This is a genomic window from Microbacterium ureisolvens (genome assembly GCF_019511645.1).
Classification (GTDB): Bacteria; Actinomycetota; Actinomycetes; order Actinomycetales; family Microbacteriaceae; genus Microbacterium; species Microbacterium ureisolvens_A.
In genome coordinates this window covers 17,276-33,557 of sequence record NZ_JAEUAX010000011.1, presented here as the reverse complement: position 1 = coordinate 33,557, position 16,282 = coordinate 17,276, and the positions used below count along the sequence as shown (strand labels likewise).

The window sequence follows — 16,282 nt, the reverse complement described above, 5'->3', positions numbered from 1 at the left end:
CCCTCGTCAAGCCCTCGATTCGCGGGGGCCGCAATCCGTACGGTGGATGCAGACCCGGTGCGGCGCCGGAGGGGTGCGGGCATCGGGTGGGAGGACATGTGACTGACCTGCTCGCGTCCGGAGAGCTCTCCACCGGCGAGCTCCTCGATGAGCGCTACCTGCTGCGCGAACGCATCGGCGAAGGCGGCATGGCACGCGTGTACCGCGCCGACGACACCCACCTCCAGCGCTCGGTCGCCGTGAAGGTGTTCCGTGAGCCCACGGACGGCATCGGCTCCGTCGAGCGCGCACTGTCGGAGACGACCCTCCTCGCTTCTCTCAGCCATCACTCGCTCGTCACCGTGTTCGACGCCCGCGTCGGCTCGGACGAGGTCAGCTACCTGGTGATGGAGCACGTCGACGGCATCACCTTGCGGGACCTGATCGCGCGGGGACCGGTCGACCCCCGGGTGGTCGCCTCGATCGCGATCGACATCGCGGAAGGACTGCACGTCGCACACGACCACGGGGTCGTGCATCGTGACATCAAGCCTTCGAACGTCCTGCTGTGGGCGTCACCCCGGCCCGGCTGGGAGTGGCGCGCGAAGCTGGCCGACTTCGGCATCGCCTATCTGATGGACTCGGCCCGCGCCCGCGTGACGACTCCCGGGGTCATCGTCGGGACCATGGCGTACGTCGCACCGGAGCAGGCGCGCGGCGTCGCCCCGGCACCGCCGGCCGACATCTATGCCTTCGGGCTCCTCCTGATCGAGGCGCTCACCGGCGAACGCCCGTTCGGGGAGGCTGAGGGCATCGGCACCGTCATGGCGCGGCTTTCGGCGGCGCCCAAGATCCCGGAGTCCCTCCACCCGTCGTGGCAGGGGCTGCTGCGCGGGATGACGGCGATCCGCCCCGACGACCGTCCCACCGCGCTCGAGGTCGTGACCGCTGCGTCGCGCCTGGCGGCGATGGAGAACACCATCGCCCGCGAGAAGGCCGACCCCTCGACCGCGCCGGTCGCGACTCCGGCCGCGACGCCTGTCACCGCACCTACCCAGGTCTTCTCGCCGGCCCTGCCGACGCCGGCACCCGCGGGTGAGCGCGGACCCCTCCGCCGCGACGCCCGCATGGCAGCCGCCGCGTCCGTCACTGACACCGCTGAATCCCTTGTGCCGTCGGAACCGGACGAGCAGGTTCGCCCGTCCCGTCGTGCGCTGATCATCGGGATCGTCGCTGCGGCGTTCCTCGCCGTGCTGCTCGCTCTCGGTACCCTGTGGCTGTCGAACGTCTGGTCGGCTGAGCCGGAGCCGGCACCCACGTCACCCGTGGTGGAGGAGCAGGATTCGCCCGCACCAGCCGAGGAAGCACCGGCGGAGGAGGTACCGGCGACTGTGCCCGATGAGCAGGCCCCGGCGGAGGACGTGCCGCCGGCCGAGACCGGCTCGGGCGGGAGCGACAACAGCGGTCCCGGCAACAACAACGGCAACGGCAACGGGCCCGGAAGCAACAGCGGCAAAGGCAACGGCAAGCGCTGATCCTCGGAGGCGGGCGAGAGGTCGAACGGACAGTAGGCTGGACTGCGAGGGCCTCTAGCTCAGTCGGTAGAGCATCGGACTTTTAATCCGCGGGTCGTGGGTTCGAGCCCCACGGGGCCCACTCGACAGGTGACGCAACGTTCGCGAAAGACAGCGCGCGCGTTCCGCGCGGGGTCAGCGGACGACCGCCCCCGCGATGAACCAGACGACGACGCTGAGCACGAGGGCACCGAGCGGGTACCAGAACGCGGTGCGCCGACGAGCGAGCGCCACGATCCCGGCGAACGCGCCGAGCACCGTGAGGGCGAGCGGGGCGTAGCCCCCGAGGGCGACCGCCCCGCCGTTGTCGACGGCGCCCATCGCCCACAGCAGCGCGGCGAAGAAGAAGCACACCGCGGTGCCCAGCGAGATCAGGATCAGCGCCACGGTGACGGTGATGTCGACGACGCGACCCCCGGTCGGTGCGGCGGGGGTCTCGCTCATGGCATGGGCCCGATCTCGTAGTGCACGAACCCGGTGCGGGTCGCGACGCGGTCGTAGAGCGACCGCGCGGTGGCGTTGGTCTCCTGTGTGAGCCAGTACACCTTGGCCGCGTCGTGCTCGCGCGCCCATTGGGTCACGTGGGCGATGAGTGCACGCCCCGCGCCGGTGCCGCGGGTGTCGGGTGTGACGAAGAGGTCCTCAAGGTAGACGTAGGGCGTCGCCGACCACGTGGCGGCGTGCGTGAGCCAGTGCACGAACCCGATGGCGCGGCCGCCGTCACCCGTGGCGATCGCCCCGTGAATCGGGAACTGCGGGTCGAGGAGGCGGTTCCACGTCAGTGCGGTCTGCTCGTCCGACACCTCGGACTCGTAGAACTCGATATAGCCGTGCCAGAGCGGAAGCCAGGCCTCGCGGTCGGTGGAGGTGAGGGGACGGATCTCGGTCACGACCCCGACAGTAGCGGTCGGCGTTCGTCGACGGATGCTGCGCCACGAGCGCCGCACCGACTCCCTCGGCGGTAGGCAGCGCGGCGTCGTCAGTCACCGAGTCCCGAGGGTGCGAGTTCGGCGCCCGCGTGCGCGAGCTCGGCGAGCGCCGCGTCGCTGGATTCAGCCGCGACCCCGGCCACGAGATCGGTGAGGACGCGGACGTGCCGTCCATGCTCGATGGCGTCGAGGGCCGACGCGCGCACGCAGTAGTCGGTGGCGATGCCGGCGATGTCGACGTCGACCACGCCGTGCTCCTCGAGGAGGTGCGCGACGGTGACGCCGTCATCGGTGGTGCCTTCGAACAGCGAGTACGCGGGTCTTCCCTGCCCCTTCTTGACGTGGTGGGTCACCGCCGTCGTGTCGAGGCCGGGGTCGTACTCGGCGCCCTCGGTGCCACTGACGCAGTGGACCGGCCACGTGTCGACGAAGTCGGGCTCCGGGTGGAAGTGCCCGCCGTTGTCGCCTTCGGCGTGGTGCCAGTCGCGCGAGGCGACGATCAGGGCGTACTCCTCGGCGTGCGTGACGAGGAACTCCGAGATGCGCTGCGCGACGGCGTCCCCGCCCTCAACGGCGAGCGCACCTCCCTCGGTGAAGTCGTTCTGGACGTCGACGATGAACAGTGCCTTGCTCATGGTTCGAGCGTACGCCTGTACTCCTCGCGGGTGAGGGGGTGCCCGTCGCCGGCCACGAGCTCGGGGTCGATGTCCACCGGGAGCGGCTCGTCGTGAGCCGCAGCTCCGCCCGATTGCGCCGCGGGTGCCGCGGCAGCGGGCGTGTCGGGCCGTGCCCGCGCGTTCGAAGCGGAGTTGCTGTTCGGCGCAGCGCCGGCATCACGCCGCCACAGCTTCGAGGGCCACCAGATCGCCTTGCCGATATCGTACGAGAGCGCCGGAACCAGGAGCGACCGCACGATGAACGTGTCGAGCAGCACACCGAAGGCGACGATGAACGCGATCTGCACCAGGAAGAGGATCGGGATGACGCCGAGCGCCGCGAAGGTGGCGGCGAGCACGAGCCCTGCCGACGTGATCACCCCGCCGGTGGCGACGAGGCCGCGGAGGATGCCGGGTCTCGTGCCGTGGACGAGCGACTCCTCGCGCACACGCGACATCAGGAAGATGTTGTAGTCGACGCCGAGCGCGACGAGGAACACGAAGCCGTAGAGCGGCACCGCGGGGTCGGCCCCCGGGAAGCCGAACACCTCGTTGAAGACGAGCGCGCTCACGCCGAGCGCCGTCGCGAACGACAGGATCACGGTGCCGATGAGCAGCACCGGGGCCAGCAGCGAGCGCAGCAGCAGCATCAGGATGACGAGGATCACCACGAGGATGACCGGGATGATCACCGTACGGTCGCGCGTCGACGTGTCATTCGTGTCGATGTCGGTCGCGGTCTCGCCGCCGACGATCGCCGTCCCCGCGCCCAGCGTCTCGTCCAGTTCGGCACGGAGCTCTCGCACCGTGTCTTCGGCGGCGACGGAGTCGGCAGCATCCGTCAGGGTCCCGATCACCAGCACGTCGCCGTCCGAGACCGTCGGCTCCGGTGCCGGCGTGCCCGGCGGGCCGACCACGGTGAACACCGGCTCCCCGTTCTCGATGACCACCTGCGTCTGACCCGTGGGCGAGTCCTCGGAGGCGACCGAGACCGACTCGATGCCGTCCGACTCATCGAGCACGGCGACCGTGTCGGCGAGGTCTTGCTCGGGCACGATCACGTACACCGGCGAGCCGGAACCCGCCGGGAAGTGCTCGGCGAGCACTTCCTGGCCGTCGCGGGCCTCGGATGATCCGAGCACGAGGTCGCTCGTGGGCACGCCGTCGGCTTTCAGCTGCGTGATGCCCACAGCACCGGCGAGCAGCACGATGGTGCACGCGATCCACACGATGCGGGCGTGGCGGGCGACGAACCGCGCCTGGCGCGGCCAGAAGCCCTTGACCGGCTGGGTGAGGTCGTCGGGGATCATCGCGATCGGCTCCTTCGGAATGAAGGGCCAGAACGCCGCGCGCCCGCACAACGCGAGAAGCGCCGGCAGGAACGTCAGCGCCGACAGCATCGAGAAGACGATCCCGATCGAGGCGATCGGGCCGAGGGCGCGGTTGGTGGCGAGGTCGGAGAGCAGCAGGCAGAGCAAGCCCGCGATCACCGTGCCGCCCGAGGCCAGGATCGGCTCGAAGGCTCCGCGCCACGCCGAGAGCGCAGCATCCCATCTCGATATCCCGGTCGCGATGGATTCGCGGAACCGCGCGACGTACAGCAGCGCGTAGTCGGTGGCCGCGCCGATCACGAGGATGAACAGGATTCCCTGCACCTGCCCGTTGAGCACCACGATGCCGGCGTACGCCAGCCACCACACGGCAAGGAGGGCTGCGCACAGCGCGAACATCGACGTCAGCAGCACGAGGACCGGTAGCAGCGGCGAGCGGTAGACGATCACGAGGATCAGGAAGACCGCGAGCAACGCCACGCCCAGGAGGAGCCCGTCGATCCCGAGGAAGCCCTCGACGAGGTCGGCGGTGAACCCGGCGGGGCCGGTGACCCAGCCCTCGAGCCCGGATGGCAGGTCTTCGGCGACGAGAGAGCGGATCTCGTCGACGATCGGCCCCACCTCGCCCGAGGCGTCGATCGGCACGAAGATCTGCACGGCCTCGCCGTCGTCCGAGGGGATGGGCGGCGACACGTCCTCCTGTACGCCCTCGACCTCGGCGATGTCGTCGGCCAGCGTCTGCACGTCGGCGATGTCGTCGTCGGTGAGTTCGCCGTCCCCCGTGACGACGACGACCGCGGGGATGCTGTCGCCGCCGAGGAAGTCCGCGAGGCGCTCGTTGACCTGTGTCGCGTCGGCACTCTCGGGCAGGAACGACGAGCGGTCATTGCTCGACACCTCGTCGACCTTGCCGAAGTAGGGACCGCCGATGGATCCCGCGGCCAGCCAGATGAGGACGAGGAGGGCGGGGATGCCGATCCGCAGCCACCCCGAGGGGCGCCGGTTCGCGTGGTGAGGCGAGGTCATATCGCTAGCTTATCTAGCGAAATTCCTTCCGGTTGACACTTGACACGAGGCCGTCGGAGCGGTTCGGTCCGGCGCGCTCCTATGCTGGGTCGCGATGCTCTCCGCCGCCATCGCCCTCGTGGGTGCCATCGTGTACGGCTCCGCGGACTTCCTGGGCGGACTCGCCGCCCGTCGGCTGCGATCCATCGTCGTGACGGCGGTCGCCGCACTTTCGGGACTCGCTGCGCTGCTCATCGCCCAGCCGCCGTTCGGCGGCGTGTGGTCCGCGTCCGACGTGGCGTGGGGCGTGCTCGCAGGCGTATTCAGCGTGGTGGCGATCGCGCTCTTGTACGCCTGCCTCGCGATCGGCCCGATGAGCATCCTGTCGCCGCTGACCGCCGTGGTCTCCGCCGTCGGGCCGATGCTGTGGGGGCTGCTCGTGAATGGCGATGCGCTCGCACCGATCGGGTACGCCGGACTCGGCGTGGCGCTCGTCGCGGTCGTGCTGGTGGGTTTCATCCCCGGTGAGAAGATCGTCCGGCCGAGCGCCCGGGGCCTCACAATGGCGGTCGGGGCGGGCCTCGCGATCGGCGCGTTCCTCGTCGTCCTCGATCGCACCTCCGATGACAGCGGTCTGGTGCCGCTGGTGACGAGCCGCGCGACGAGCGGGGTGGTGACGTGCGCGATCGTCGGTGCGCTCGCCCTGGCCGCGGGTCGCCGCGGCGAGCGTGCACGCTCGGTGTTCGCCATCGCAGGGCCCCCGCTCGGCGCGACGCCCAGCGGGCACGCCGACCTGGAGCACGCGACCACGGGGGTCGGGCGCGTCATCGCGACCACGCGTGAGGCATGGTGGCTGGCGATCGCGTGCGGGCTCGCGGATGCCGCCGCCAACGCTCTGGCGCTGTTCGCGCTGCGCACGGGCGACCTCGCGGTGGTGTCGGCGCTCACTGCGCTCTACCCCGCCGGCACCATCCTGCTGGCGGCGATCGTGCTGCGCGAGCGGGTTGCCGCCGTGCAGTGGGTGGGGCTCGGCCTCGCTCTCATCGCGGGCGGGATGCTGGCCGTCGCGTAGCGGTCCAGCGGGCCTGTCGAGCGGGCGTCAGCCGCGCACGAAGAGCATCACGAGCGACGTGACGAGCGCCACCACGCCGAGCGCGAGCATCCCGATCGCGAGGCGCGCGACCGCGCGCACGGCGGGAGAGCCCTGGGTCAGCCGCATCCGGTTCCGCGATCCGCGGCGCACGAAGATGTCGGCCATGTCGGCGTCGCCGATGTGGTGATCCTGCTCGTGCGTGAGGTGCGCCTCGCCGACGCCGCCCTCCTCGTCGAACCATCGGACGAGCCGGCCGTCGGGGCCGTTCTCTACGACCGCTCGCACCGGCAGCCAGGTGCCGTCGAAGAGGTACATGATGAGCGCGACGCCCGCGAGCAGAGCACCCACGCCGAACCCGATCCACGAGAAGATCTCGGCGAGGACGTCGATCGCCTGAGACACCGCATCACCGTCCTTCGGATACGGAAAACGGCCGCTGTCCGCGGCCGTTCCGGTTCTGAGCCACCTAAGGGAATCGAACCCTTGACCTAATCATTACGAGTGATTCGCTCTGCCGACTGAGCTAAGGTGGCGGGCCTCGCTTGCGCGACGCACAAGCAACGATCTTACAGGGTCAGGACGGTGCTCGCGAACCACGGCGGCCGAGGCATCCATTCCGGACTCGATCGCGTTCCAGGGCGAACTGGGTGTCGACGTGTTACGCCCCGTTCGAGATCGCGCATCGCGCCCACGTAGGTTCGAAGCCGGTCCGCGACGAAGCGTGCGCGGTCCGTGGATCGTGCGCGCGGTCACAAGCCCGAGACGGGCCTCGATCCACAGGAGCACTCACATGTCCACGTCCAAGAAGCTCACCACAGCAGCAGCGCTCGCGCTTCCCCTCGCCCTCCTCCTCGCCGGCTGCGCCGGGACCGGAACGGATGCCGCCGCCGGCGGCTCCGATGAGAACGAGGTCGTCCGCATCGGCGTCGTCGACTCCGGCGACCCGTACTGGGAGACGTACAAGGAGGCCGCCGCGGACGAGGGCATCGAGGTCGAGCTCGTCAACTTCAGCGAGTACACGCAGCCCAACCCCGCGCTCTCGGCGGGCGAGCTGGACCTCAACCAGTTCCAGCACATCATCTACCTCGCGACCTACAACGTGCAGAGCGACGACGACCTCCAGCCGATCGGCGCCACGGCGATCTACCCGCTCGGTCTGTACTCGTCGCAGTACGAGTCGACCGACGACATCCCCGAGGGCTCCACGGTCGCCGTTCCCAACGACGAGTCGAACCAGGCGCGCGGCCTCCTCGTGCTGCAGTCGGCCGGCCTCATCGAGCTGAAGGACGGCGGCTCGGTCTTCTCGACCGTGGCCGACGTGCTGCCCGAGTCGAAGGTCAAGGTCGAGGCGCTCGACGCCGCCTTCACCGCGACGTCGCTTCCCGACGTGGCGGCGGCGATCGTGAACAACGACTTCCTCGCAGACGCGAACCTCACCGCCGAGGATGCGATCGCCACAGACGACCCGAGCGACCCGAGCGCCTTCCCGTACATCAACATCTTCGCGGCGAAGGCCGAGGACGCCGATAACCCGACGTACCTCAAGCTCGTCAAGATCTACCAGGACACGCAGGACGTGCTCGATGGCGTCGTCGAGGCGTCGGGCGGCACCGCGGTGCTCGTGAAGACCCCCGTGGACGAGCTCGTCGCATCGCTCATCGACGTCGAAGACGACATCCGCGCCAACTCGTAAGACCCGCCACACCGCGGCACCCGTCTGTGCGGCCCGTCGGCGCGTCTGCGCCCGGGCCGCACACGCGCGTTCCGCCGAGGAGCACCCATGACCCTCATCCGCCTGACCGGCGTGACCAAGACCTTCCCTCCGCCCACCAAGGACGCCGCCCCCGTCGCCGCCGTCGACGACGTGTCGCTCGACGTCGCCGCAGGCGAGGTGTGCGGCATCATCGGCTACTCCGGCGCCGGCAAGAGCACCGTGCTGCGCCTGGTGAACGCGCTCGAGACGCCGACCGCCGGCACCGTCGAGATCGACGGCCGCGACATCACGCACCTGCGCGAGCGCGAGCTGCGCGAGCTGCGCGGCGACATCGGCATGATCTTCCAGCAGTTCAATCTCTTCGACTCCCGCACGGTCGCGAAGAACATCGCGTACCCGCTCGAGGTGGCGCGGCGTCCGCGTGCCGAGATCAGCGCGCGGGTCGAAGAGCTGCTGAGGTTCGTCGGTCTCGCCGACAAGGCGAAGAGCTACCCCGAGCAGCTGTCGGGCGGGCAGAAGCAGCGTGTCGGCATCGCCCGTGCGCTGGCGACGAACCCGCGCATCCTCCTCGCCGACGAGGCGACGAGCGCCCTCGACCCCGACACGACGCAGGAGGTGCTCGCGCTGCTCAAGCGCATCAACGAGGAGCTCGGGGTCACCATCCTCGTCATCACGCACGAGATGGACGTGATCCGCACCCTCGCCGACCGCGTCATCGTGATGGAGAACGGCCGCATCATCGAGAGCGGCGCCGTCTTCGACGTCCTGTCGGCGCCGCAGCACGCCGCAACGCGCCGTTTCGTCGCGAGCATCATCGAGGACGTCCCCGTGGGCGACCAGCTGCGCATCCTGCGCGAGCGCCACCCCGGGCGCATCGTGACGTTCACCATCCGCGACGGCGATGTCACGCAGGCCGACGTCTTCGCGGCGCTCTCGTCCCGCGGCGTGCGCTTCGAGCTCGTGCATGGCGGCATCAACGACATCGGCGGCCGCGTCTTCGGGCATCTCACCCTGGCACTGACCGGAGAGGCGGATGCCGTGCAGCGGGCTGTCGACGCGGCCTCGGCGTTCGCACCGCTCATCGAGGAGGACGCCCGTGGATAGGCTCGTCGACCTGCTCCCCGAGCTCTGGGCCGCCACAGCCGAGACGCTGTACGTGGTGTCCCTGAGCCTCGTCTTCGGCGGCATCGCGGGGCTCTTCGTCGGGCTCGCGCTCTACGCCACCCGGCCCGGGAGCCTGTTCCCGAACCGGTTCCTCTTCGGGACCATCAACGTCATCGTGAACTTCTTCCGGCCGATCCCCTTCGTGATCCTGCTCGCCGCCGTTCAGCCCATCGCGCGCAGCCTCGGCATCCCCGGCATCGGCCCCGAGTTCGGCATCTTCGCGATCACCATCGCGTCGCTCTTCGCGATCAGCCGCATCGTCGAGCAGAACCTTCTGACCGTCCGGCCGGGGGTGATCGAGGCTGCCCGGGCCACCGGTGCGAGCCGTTCGCGCATCCTCCTGCGCCTGCTCCCCCGCGAGGCGCTCGGCCCGCTCATCCTCGGCTACACGTTCATCGTCGTCGCGCTCGTCGACATGACCGCGATCGCGGGTGCCGTCGCGGCGGGCGGCCTCGGCGAGTTCGCGATCGTCTACGGCTTCAAGCAGTTCAACCCCGCCGTCACCTGGGCCGCGGTGCTGGTCATCATCGTCATCGTGCAGCTGGTGCAGTTCCTGGGCAACGCGCTCGCGCGCCGCGTGCTGCGCCGCTGAGCCCTGCGGCAAGAAGGCGAGCGGATGCCCCGGGTCGGGGCATCCGCTCGCCTCATGTATGGCGGGTCACTCGCACCGCAGGCCGTCCTGCGGAGGCGTGCCCTCGAGCAGGTAGGTCTCGATGGCGGAGTCGACGCAAGAATTCCCCTTGTTGTAGCCGGTGTGCCCCTCGCCGACCCGCGTCACCAGGACTCCGGATGAGAGCTGCTCGGCGAGCGACACCGACCACTCGTACGGGGTGGCGGGGTCGTTCGTGGTTCCCACGACGACGATGGGCGCTGCACCATCGGCGGTGATGCGCTCGCGCACGCCGGTGGCAGGGTAGGGCCAGACCTCGCAGGGGTCGGGCCCCTGCCAGTACGGGGCCACGGTCGGCGCCTCGGCCTCGAGGAGGGCCGTCGCGTCGGCCTGCTGCTGCTCGGTGGCGTCGACCGGATAGTCCATGCAGTTGTAGGCGCGGAACGCCTCGGTCTGGTTGTCGAGGTACGTGCCGTCCTGACGGTTGTTGTAGAAGTCGGCGAGCTGGAACGCGATCTCGGCGTTGCCCTGCAGGACATCGTCGAGCGCCATCGTCAGATAGCTCCAGCTGTCCTGCGAGTAGAGGGCAGCGACGATCGCGGTCATCAGGGAGTCCGCGCCGAGCATGCGCCCGTCGGCGTCCGGGATGGGGTCACGGTCGACGCTGGCCAGAAGGGCGCCCAAGTCGGCCATCGCCTCGTCGACCGTGCCGCGGAACGGGCACTCGTCGTCCGTCAGGCAGTCGGCCATGTACGCGCGCAGCGCCGATTCGAAGCCCACTCCCTGCGTGATGCCGACATCCAGGCCCGAGATCGACGGGTCGATCGCACCGTCGAGCACGAGGCGTCCGACCTTCTCGGGGAACAGCTTCGCGTAGGTCGCACCCAGGAACGTGCCGTACGAGTAGCCGAGGTAGTTCAGCTCGGGGTCGCCCAGCACCGCGCGCAGCAGGTCCATGTCGCGGGCGGCGTTCTCGGTCGTGATGTAGGGCAGGATGCCGTCGCTGTTCGCGTCGCACGCCTCGCCGAAAGCCCTGTGGCGTTCGAGGAGCTCATCGGTCCACGCCTCCGTTCCCCGGGCATTCTCCGGGATGTCGTAGAGGTAGGAGTCCATGTCGGCCGCGTCGTAGCAGGTCACCGACGTCGACTCGCCCACACCGCGCGGATCGAACCCGATGACGTCGAACTGCTGACGCACCGGGTCGCTCACGGCGAACGCGACCGAATCGCGGATCAACGCCACTCCGCTCGCGCCCGGGCCGCCGGGGTTGGTCAGAAGGGACCCGATGGGGTCGGCGGTGCCTTCGGCGCGGCTGCGGATGACCGACAGCTCGATGTCGCCCTTCGCCGGGTCGGCCCAGTCCAGAGGCGCGGTCACCGTCGTGCAGTCGAAGCTCTCGTTGCAGTTCGACCACTCGAGCGTCTGCTCGTAGTACGGGAGCAGGTTCTCGGCGACGCCCTCGGTATCGGCCGCCTTGCTCGAGGAGGGCCGGGGCGACGCGTCGGGGATCATCGCCGACAGGCAGCCGCTGAGGACGACGGATGCGGCGACGAGGCCGGCGACGACGGCTGCCGCGCGACGGAATCGGCGGGGGCGGGTCGGGTTCACGGGATCCTTCCGCTCGCGACGGTGACGAGCATGCTCTCGAGCGCCAGAGCCGGCGCGGCGTTCAGTTCGAGGTTCTCGCGGGTGACGCCGATGCGGTCGACGACCGTCAGCGTGCGCTCGGGCGTCCACGCCGTGGCGAGGGCGCGCAGGTCGGGCTCGAGCTCGCGGTTGATGAGGTCGGTTTCGCGCCCGAACTGCAGCAGCAGCACGTCGCGGAACATCGACTCGAGGTCGGTGAGGACGCGATCGATGCCGTCGCGCAGACTGCGCGTCGCGCGGCGCTTCTGCTCGTCCTCGAGGGCCGACAGCTGGGAGCGCACGGCGGGCGGGATCGCGCCTCCCTCGGCGATGCCGAGCGTGCGCAGGAGACCGGCGCGCTCCGCTTCGTCACGCTCCGCCGTCAGCGCCTTCGCGTCGTCGGTGGCGGCGGCGACGATCGCGCCGGCGACCTCCACGGCGTCCCCCACCCCACGCACCGCGAGCACGCCGCGCAGTGTGGCGTCGCGTCGCGCGCGGGCCGCAGCATCCGTCGCGAGTCTCTGCGCCATGCCGATGTGGCGCTGGGCGTGGCGGGCCGACTGCTCGGCGATCGAGGGGTCGACCCCGCTGCGCCGCACGATGAGATCGGCCACGTCGGCCACGTCGGGCTCGCGCAGGCGCAGCGTGCGCACGCGGGAGCGGATCGTCGGCAGGAGGTCGGCGTCGCTCGGTGCGCACAGCACCCACACGGTGCGGTCGGGCGGCTCTTCGAGCGCCTTCAGCAGCACGTTCGACGTGCGCTCGGCCATGCGGTCGGCGTCTTCCATCACGATCACGCGATAGCGTCCGAGCGACGGCGCGAAGTACGACCGCTCGACGAGGGCACGGGCGTCTTTGATGGAGATGATCACACCCTCGGTGCGCAGAGCCGTGAGGTCGGGATGGGTGCCGGCGAGCACCTGGTGCATCGTTCGCTCGTCGCCGGGCTCCGCGATGAGCGCCGCCGCGAAGGCGTGGGCGAGCGTGGACCGGCCGGAGCCGGGAGGGCCCGTGATGAGCCACGCGTGCGTCATCGAGGCGGGATCGGATGCCGCCTCCCTGAGCGCCGCGACGGCAGCGGGCTGCCCCCACACGTCGCCCCAGGGCAACTCCTGGTCGTCCGCCGCGGGAGACGCCCCAGCGACAGCGGCGACCGGCTCCATGCGGACCAGCCTAACCGGGGCGCCGGACACCGGCTGTGCGTGGGCCGAGCGTTCGCCTCATGCGAGCAGCGGCTCCACACGCGCCCGCACGGCGGCGGCGAGCGCGTCGGGCGGCAGGGCGGCGTCCAGCACGAGGAAGCGCTCCGGCTCAGCGGCGGCGAGCGCCAGGAACTCCTCCCGTACCCGGGCGTGGAAGTGCTCCTTCTCGGCCTCGAGGCGGTCGAACGGCTTCTCGTCGGCCTCGAGGCGCGCGCGCGCCGATGCGGGGTCGAGGTCGAGGAGCACCGTGACGTCGGGGAGGAGCCCGCCGGTCGCCCACAGGGAGAGCTCACGCACCTCATCGCGGCCGAGGACGCGCCCGGCGCCCTGGTAGGCGACGGACGAGTCGAGATAGCGGTCCTGGATCACGACCTCGCCGCGCGCGAGCGCGGGACGCACCAGCGTCTCGACGTGATGCGCCCGGTCGGCCGCGTACAGCAGGGCCTCGGCGCGCGGAGCGACCTCGCCACGGTGGTGGAGGACGATGTCGCGGATGAGCACGCCGACCTCGGTGCCGCCGGGCTCGCGCGTGCGCACGACGGTTCTCCCGGCATCCCTCAGCCATGCCTCGAGAAGTGCCGCCTGCGTCGTCTTGCCGACGCCGTCGCCCCCCTCGAACGTGACGAACAGCCCGTCGACGGGCTCAGGGACCGGTGCGGTGTCGCCTGTGGCCGTCACTTCTTCGCCGCGGGCTTGCGCGTCGTCGTCGTGCGGCGGGCCGGGCGCTTGGCCGGGCCCTTCGCGCGCTTGTCGGCCAGCAGCTGCACCGCGCGCTCGAACGTGACCTCCATCGCGTCCTCGCCGCGCGGGATCGTCGCGTTGGTCTCGCCGTCGGTGACGTACGGGCCGAAGCGGCCGTCCTTGAGCTTGATGGGCTTGCCGCTCGTGGGATCGGCCTCGAACTCCTTCAGCGCGGAGCTCGCACCCCGGGCCCCGTACTTCGGCTGCGCGTAGACGGCCAGCGCCTCCTCGAGCGTGATGTCGAAGATCTGCTGCTCGTTCTGCAGCGTGCGGGAATCGGTGCCCTTCTTCAGGTAGGGGCCGTACCGCCCGTTCTGCGCGGTGATCGGGGCCTGCGTCTCGGGGTCGATGCCGACCGTGCGGGGCAGGTCGAGCAGCTTGAGCGCGGTGTCGAGGTCGATCGTGTCGACCGACATCGACTTGAAGAGCGATGCCGTACGCGGCTTCGGCGCGGCTTCCTTCTTCGCGCCGCGCTTCTTCGGAGCGGGCTCCGGCTCGACGGCGACGACCTCGCCGGTCTCCTCGTCGACCTCTTCGGCCGCGGGCGGGTCGTTCTCCTGCACGTACGGACCGAACCGTCCGTCCTTGACCACCACGAGCTTGCCGTTGGCGGGGTTCTCGCCCAGCACCCGGTCACCGGCCACGGGGGCGTCGATGAGCTCCTGCGCACGAGCCGGGGTGAGCTCGTCGGGCGCGAGGTCCTCAGGGATGTTGACGCGGCGTGGCTCGGCATCCGGGTTCGCCTTGTCGACCACTTCGAGGTAGGGACCGTACTTGCCGAACCGCAGCGTCGCGACGTCGCCGATCGGCGTGGAGTTGAGCGCGCGCGCGTCGATCTCGCCCAGGTTGTCGACGATGTTGCGCAGGCCCACGTGATCGGTGGAGCCGAAGTAGAACTCCCGCAGCCAGTCCTGCCGCTTCTGCTCGCCGCGGGCGATCGCGTCGAGGTCGTCCTCGAGCGCCGCGGTGAAGTCGTAGTCGACGAGGTCGGCGAAGTGCTGCTCGAGCAGGCGCACGACACTGAATGCGAGCCAGCTCGGGATGAGCGCCTGGCCGCGCTTGGTGACGTAACCGCGATTGAGGATCACGTCGATGATGCTCGCGAACGTCGAGGGGCGGCCGATGCCCTTCTCCTCGAGCGCCTTGACGAGGCTCGCCTCGGTGTAGCGCGGCTTCGGACTGGTCGCGTGTCCCTTGGGCTCCACGTCGCGCAGGCGCAGCACGTCACCCACGGCCATAGCCGGCAGCGACTGGTCGTCGGTCCTGTCGGCGTCGCTGCGCTTCTCGTCGCGGCCCTCCTCGTAGGCCTCGAGGAAGCCCTTGAAGGTGTAGACGGTCCCGGATGCCGTGAACTCGGCGCGGCGGCCGGCCGCCGACACCTCGAGGGTCACGGTGGTGGTCTCGTACTTCGCGTCCGACATCTGGCTCGCCATCGTGCGCTTCCAGATGAGGTCGTACAGGCGCAGCTCGTCGCGGTCCAGCTGCCCCGACACCTCGGACGGCGTGCGGAACGTCTCGCCCGACGGGCGGATGGCCTCGTGCGCCTCCTGCGCGTTCTTGCTGTTGTTGCGGTAGCTGCGGGGGTTCGGCGGCACCGACTTGTCGCCGTACATCGCGACGGCCTGCTCGCGCGCGGCCTGCACGGCCTGCGTCGACAGCGCCGTCGAATCGGTGCGCATATAAGTGATGTACCCCTTCTCGTAGAGACGCTGCGCGACGCCCATGGCGTGCTTGGCGCTCATCGAGAGCTTGCGACCGGCCTCCTGCTGGAGGGTCGAGGTCGTGAACGGGGGCTTCGGGCTCCGGGTTCCCGGCTTGGACTCGAGGGCGGTGACGGATGCCTCGCCCGCGGCCTCGATCGCGGCGGCGAGCTCGCGCACCTGTGCCTCATCCAGGACCAGCACGGCCTTCTTCAGCTCACCACGGTCGTCGAAGTCGGTGCCGCGGGCGAGCACCGCGCCGTCGACGCGGGCCAGCCGCGTCGAGAACGACTCGTCCATCCCCTGCGGGCGGTTCGGCGCGGCGAGCGCCTCGATGTCCCAGTACGACGCCGACACGAACGCCATGCGCTCGCGCTCGCGGTCGACGACGAGGCGAGTGGCGGCCGACTGCACGCGGCCGGCCGACGTGCCCTGCTGCACCTTGTACCAGAGCACGGGGCTGACGTCCCAGCCGTAGAGGCGGTCGAGGATGCGACGGGTCTCCTGCGCGTCGACCAGCGCGAGGTCGAGTTCGCGCGTGTTGCCGACGGCGGCCTGGATCGCGTCCTTGGTGATCTCGTGGAACACCATGCGCTTGACGGGGACCTTCGGCTTGAGAGTCTGCAGCAGGTGCCACGCGATGGCTTCGCCTTCGCGGTCTTCATCGGTGGCGAGCAGGAGCTCGTCCGCCCCCTTCAGCGCGCGCTTGAGCTCGGCGACGGTCTTCTTGCCGCGCTCGCTCTCGACGTAATAGGGGTCGAAGCCGTTGTCGATGTCGATCGAGTACTTCCCATAGGCCTGCTTCTTGTCGGCCGGGATGTCGCGCTTGTCCGCCAGGTCGCGGATGTGCCCGACCGAGCTGAGCACCTCGTAGCCATCGCCGAGGTACCCCTGGATCGACTTCATCTTCGTCGGTGACTCGACGATGACGAGCTTCTTGCCTTCTGCCAACGGGGGC

At 70.1% G+C, this 16,282-nt stretch carries 14 protein-coding genes and 2 tRNA genes; 6 read left to right on the top strand and 10 right to left on the bottom strand.

All coding sequences use genetic code 11. The features are described 5' to 3' along the window. The first annotated feature begins 98 nt into the window (after positions 1–98). Both JNB61_RS16305 and JNB61_RS16300 read left to right on the top strand, forming a co-directional pair. The gene (locus tag JNB61_RS16305) at positions 99–1,514 is read left to right on the top strand and encodes a serine/threonine-protein kinase (RefSeq protein WP_220340330.1); all 1,416 of its coding nucleotides are present in this window, start codon (positions 99–101) and stop codon (positions 1,512–1,514) included. Between the two features lie 48 nt (positions 1,515–1,562). Further along, positions 1,563–1,635, top strand: a tRNA-Lys gene (locus JNB61_RS16300). 53 nt (positions 1,636–1,688) lie between these two features. On the opposite strand, the gene JNB61_RS16295 is transcribed toward JNB61_RS16300, so the two are convergent. The 4 genes from JNB61_RS16295 to JNB61_RS16280 all read right to left on the bottom strand — a co-directional run bounded on the left by JNB61_RS16295 (position 1,689) and on the right by JNB61_RS16280 (position 5,495). After that, positions 1,689–1,997 (bottom strand): hypothetical protein, encoded by a 309-nt coding sequence (locus JNB61_RS16295; protein ID WP_220340329.1) that lies wholly within the window; start codon positions 1,995–1,997, stop codon positions 1,689–1,691. Next, the gene (locus JNB61_RS20160) at positions 1,994–2,443 is read right to left on the bottom strand and encodes a GNAT family N-acetyltransferase (protein WP_220340328.1); all 450 of its coding nucleotides are present in this window, start codon (positions 2,441–2,443) and stop codon (positions 1,994–1,996) included. Before JNB61_RS20160 ends, JNB61_RS16295 begins: the two co-directional genes overlap by 4 nt. 89 nt (positions 2,444–2,532) lie before the next feature. Further along, positions 2,533–3,117: an isochorismatase family protein gene (locus tag JNB61_RS16285; RefSeq protein WP_220340327.1), complete on the bottom strand. Its 585-nt coding sequence runs from the start codon at positions 3,115–3,117 to the stop codon at positions 2,533–2,535. After that, a complete protein-coding gene (locus JNB61_RS16280; protein WP_220340326.1) occupies positions 3,114–5,495 on the bottom strand; it encodes an MMPL family transporter in 2,382 nt (793 codons plus the stop codon). Before JNB61_RS16280 ends, JNB61_RS16285 begins: the two co-directional genes overlap by 4 nt. Positions 5,496–5,589: 94 nt before the next feature. Between JNB61_RS16280 and JNB61_RS16275 the strand changes: the two genes are divergently transcribed. After that, positions 5,590–6,546, top strand: a complete 957-nt coding sequence (locus tag JNB61_RS16275; protein WP_220340325.1) for an EamA family transporter — start codon at positions 5,590–5,592, stop codon at positions 6,544–6,546. A 27-nt stretch (positions 6,547–6,573) separates the two neighbouring features. Here JNB61_RS16275 and JNB61_RS16270 read toward each other — a convergent pair whose 3' ends face one another. Next, positions 6,574–6,969 (bottom strand): hypothetical protein, encoded by a 396-nt coding sequence (locus JNB61_RS16270; protein WP_220340323.1) that lies wholly within the window; start codon positions 6,967–6,969, stop codon positions 6,574–6,576. A gap of 58 nt (positions 6,970–7,027) precedes the next feature. After that, positions 7,028–7,100: transfer RNA gene (locus JNB61_RS16265), tRNA-Thr, on the bottom strand. A 257-nt stretch (positions 7,101–7,357) separates the two neighbouring features. Here JNB61_RS16265 and JNB61_RS16260 point away from each other — a divergent pair. The 3 genes from JNB61_RS16260 to JNB61_RS16250 all read left to right on the top strand — a co-directional run bounded on the left by JNB61_RS16260 (position 7,358) and on the right by JNB61_RS16250 (position 10,037). Continuing rightward, a complete protein-coding gene (locus JNB61_RS16260) occupies positions 7,358–8,260 on the top strand; it encodes a MetQ/NlpA family ABC transporter substrate-binding protein (protein WP_220340321.1) in 903 nt (300 codons plus the stop codon). A gap of 87 nt (positions 8,261–8,347) precedes the next feature. Beyond that, entirely contained in the window at positions 8,348–9,385 is a 1,038-nt protein-coding gene (locus JNB61_RS16255) for a methionine ABC transporter ATP-binding protein (protein WP_220289704.1), read from the top strand. Then, positions 9,378–10,037, top strand: a complete 660-nt coding sequence (locus JNB61_RS16250) for a methionine ABC transporter permease (RefSeq protein WP_220289706.1) — start codon at positions 9,378–9,380, stop codon at positions 10,035–10,037. The genes JNB61_RS16255 and JNB61_RS16250 overlap by 8 nt, the downstream gene beginning before the upstream one ends. Before the next feature lie 66 nt (positions 10,038–10,103). Here the strand turns inward: JNB61_RS16250 and JNB61_RS16245 are convergent, their stop codons facing one another. From JNB61_RS16245 to topA, 4 genes are read right to left on the bottom strand one after another with little or no spacing between them, the layout of a single operon-like run. Next, on the bottom strand, positions 10,104–11,663 hold the full coding sequence (locus tag JNB61_RS16245; RefSeq protein WP_220340320.1) for an alpha/beta hydrolase: 1,560 nt from the start codon (positions 11,661–11,663) through the stop codon (positions 10,104–10,106). Next, positions 11,660–12,844 carry a DNA polymerase III subunit delta' gene (locus JNB61_RS16240; protein WP_220340318.1) on the bottom strand — a complete coding sequence of 395 codons (1,185 nt, stop codon included), beginning with the start codon at positions 12,842–12,844 and terminating at the stop codon, positions 11,660–11,662. Before JNB61_RS16240 ends, JNB61_RS16245 begins: the two co-directional genes overlap by 4 nt. Before the next feature lie 57 nt (positions 12,845–12,901). Beyond that, positions 12,902–13,561 (bottom strand): dTMP kinase, encoded by a 660-nt coding sequence (gene tmk, locus JNB61_RS16235; RefSeq protein WP_159842650.1) that lies wholly within the window; start codon positions 13,559–13,561, stop codon positions 12,902–12,904. Further along, positions 13,558–16,275, bottom strand: a complete 2,718-nt coding sequence (gene topA, locus JNB61_RS16230; RefSeq protein ID WP_220340317.1) for a type I DNA topoisomerase — start codon at positions 16,273–16,275, stop codon at positions 13,558–13,560. Before topA ends, tmk begins: the two co-directional genes overlap by 4 nt. Positions 16,276–16,282 lie beyond the last annotated feature (7 nt).

Coding starts and splice junctions, on each gene's coding strand:
- JNB61_RS16255 (WP_220289704.1), top strand. CDS start 8,348: ATGACCCTCATCCGCCTGACCGGCGTGACCAAGACCTTCCCTCCGCCC.
- JNB61_RS16275 (WP_220340325.1), top strand. CDS start 5,590: ATGCTCTCCGCCGCCATCGCCCTCGTGGGTGCCATCGTGTACGGCTCC.
- JNB61_RS16295 (WP_220340329.1), bottom strand. CDS start 1,997: ATGAGCGAGACCCCCGCCGCACCGACCGGGGGTCGCGTCGTCGACATC.
- JNB61_RS16285 (WP_220340327.1), bottom strand. CDS start 3,117: ATGAGCAAGGCACTGTTCATCGTCGACGTCCAGAACGACTTCACCGAG.
- JNB61_RS16260 (WP_220340321.1), top strand. CDS start 7,358: ATGTCCACGTCCAAGAAGCTCACCACAGCAGCAGCGCTCGCGCTTCCC.
- JNB61_RS16240 (WP_220340318.1), bottom strand. CDS start 12,844: ATGGAGCCGGTCGCCGCTGTCGCTGGGGCGTCTCCCGCGGCGGACGAC.
- JNB61_RS16280 (WP_220340326.1), bottom strand. CDS start 5,495: ATGACCTCGCCTCACCACGCGAACCGGCGCCCCTCGGGGTGGCTGCGG.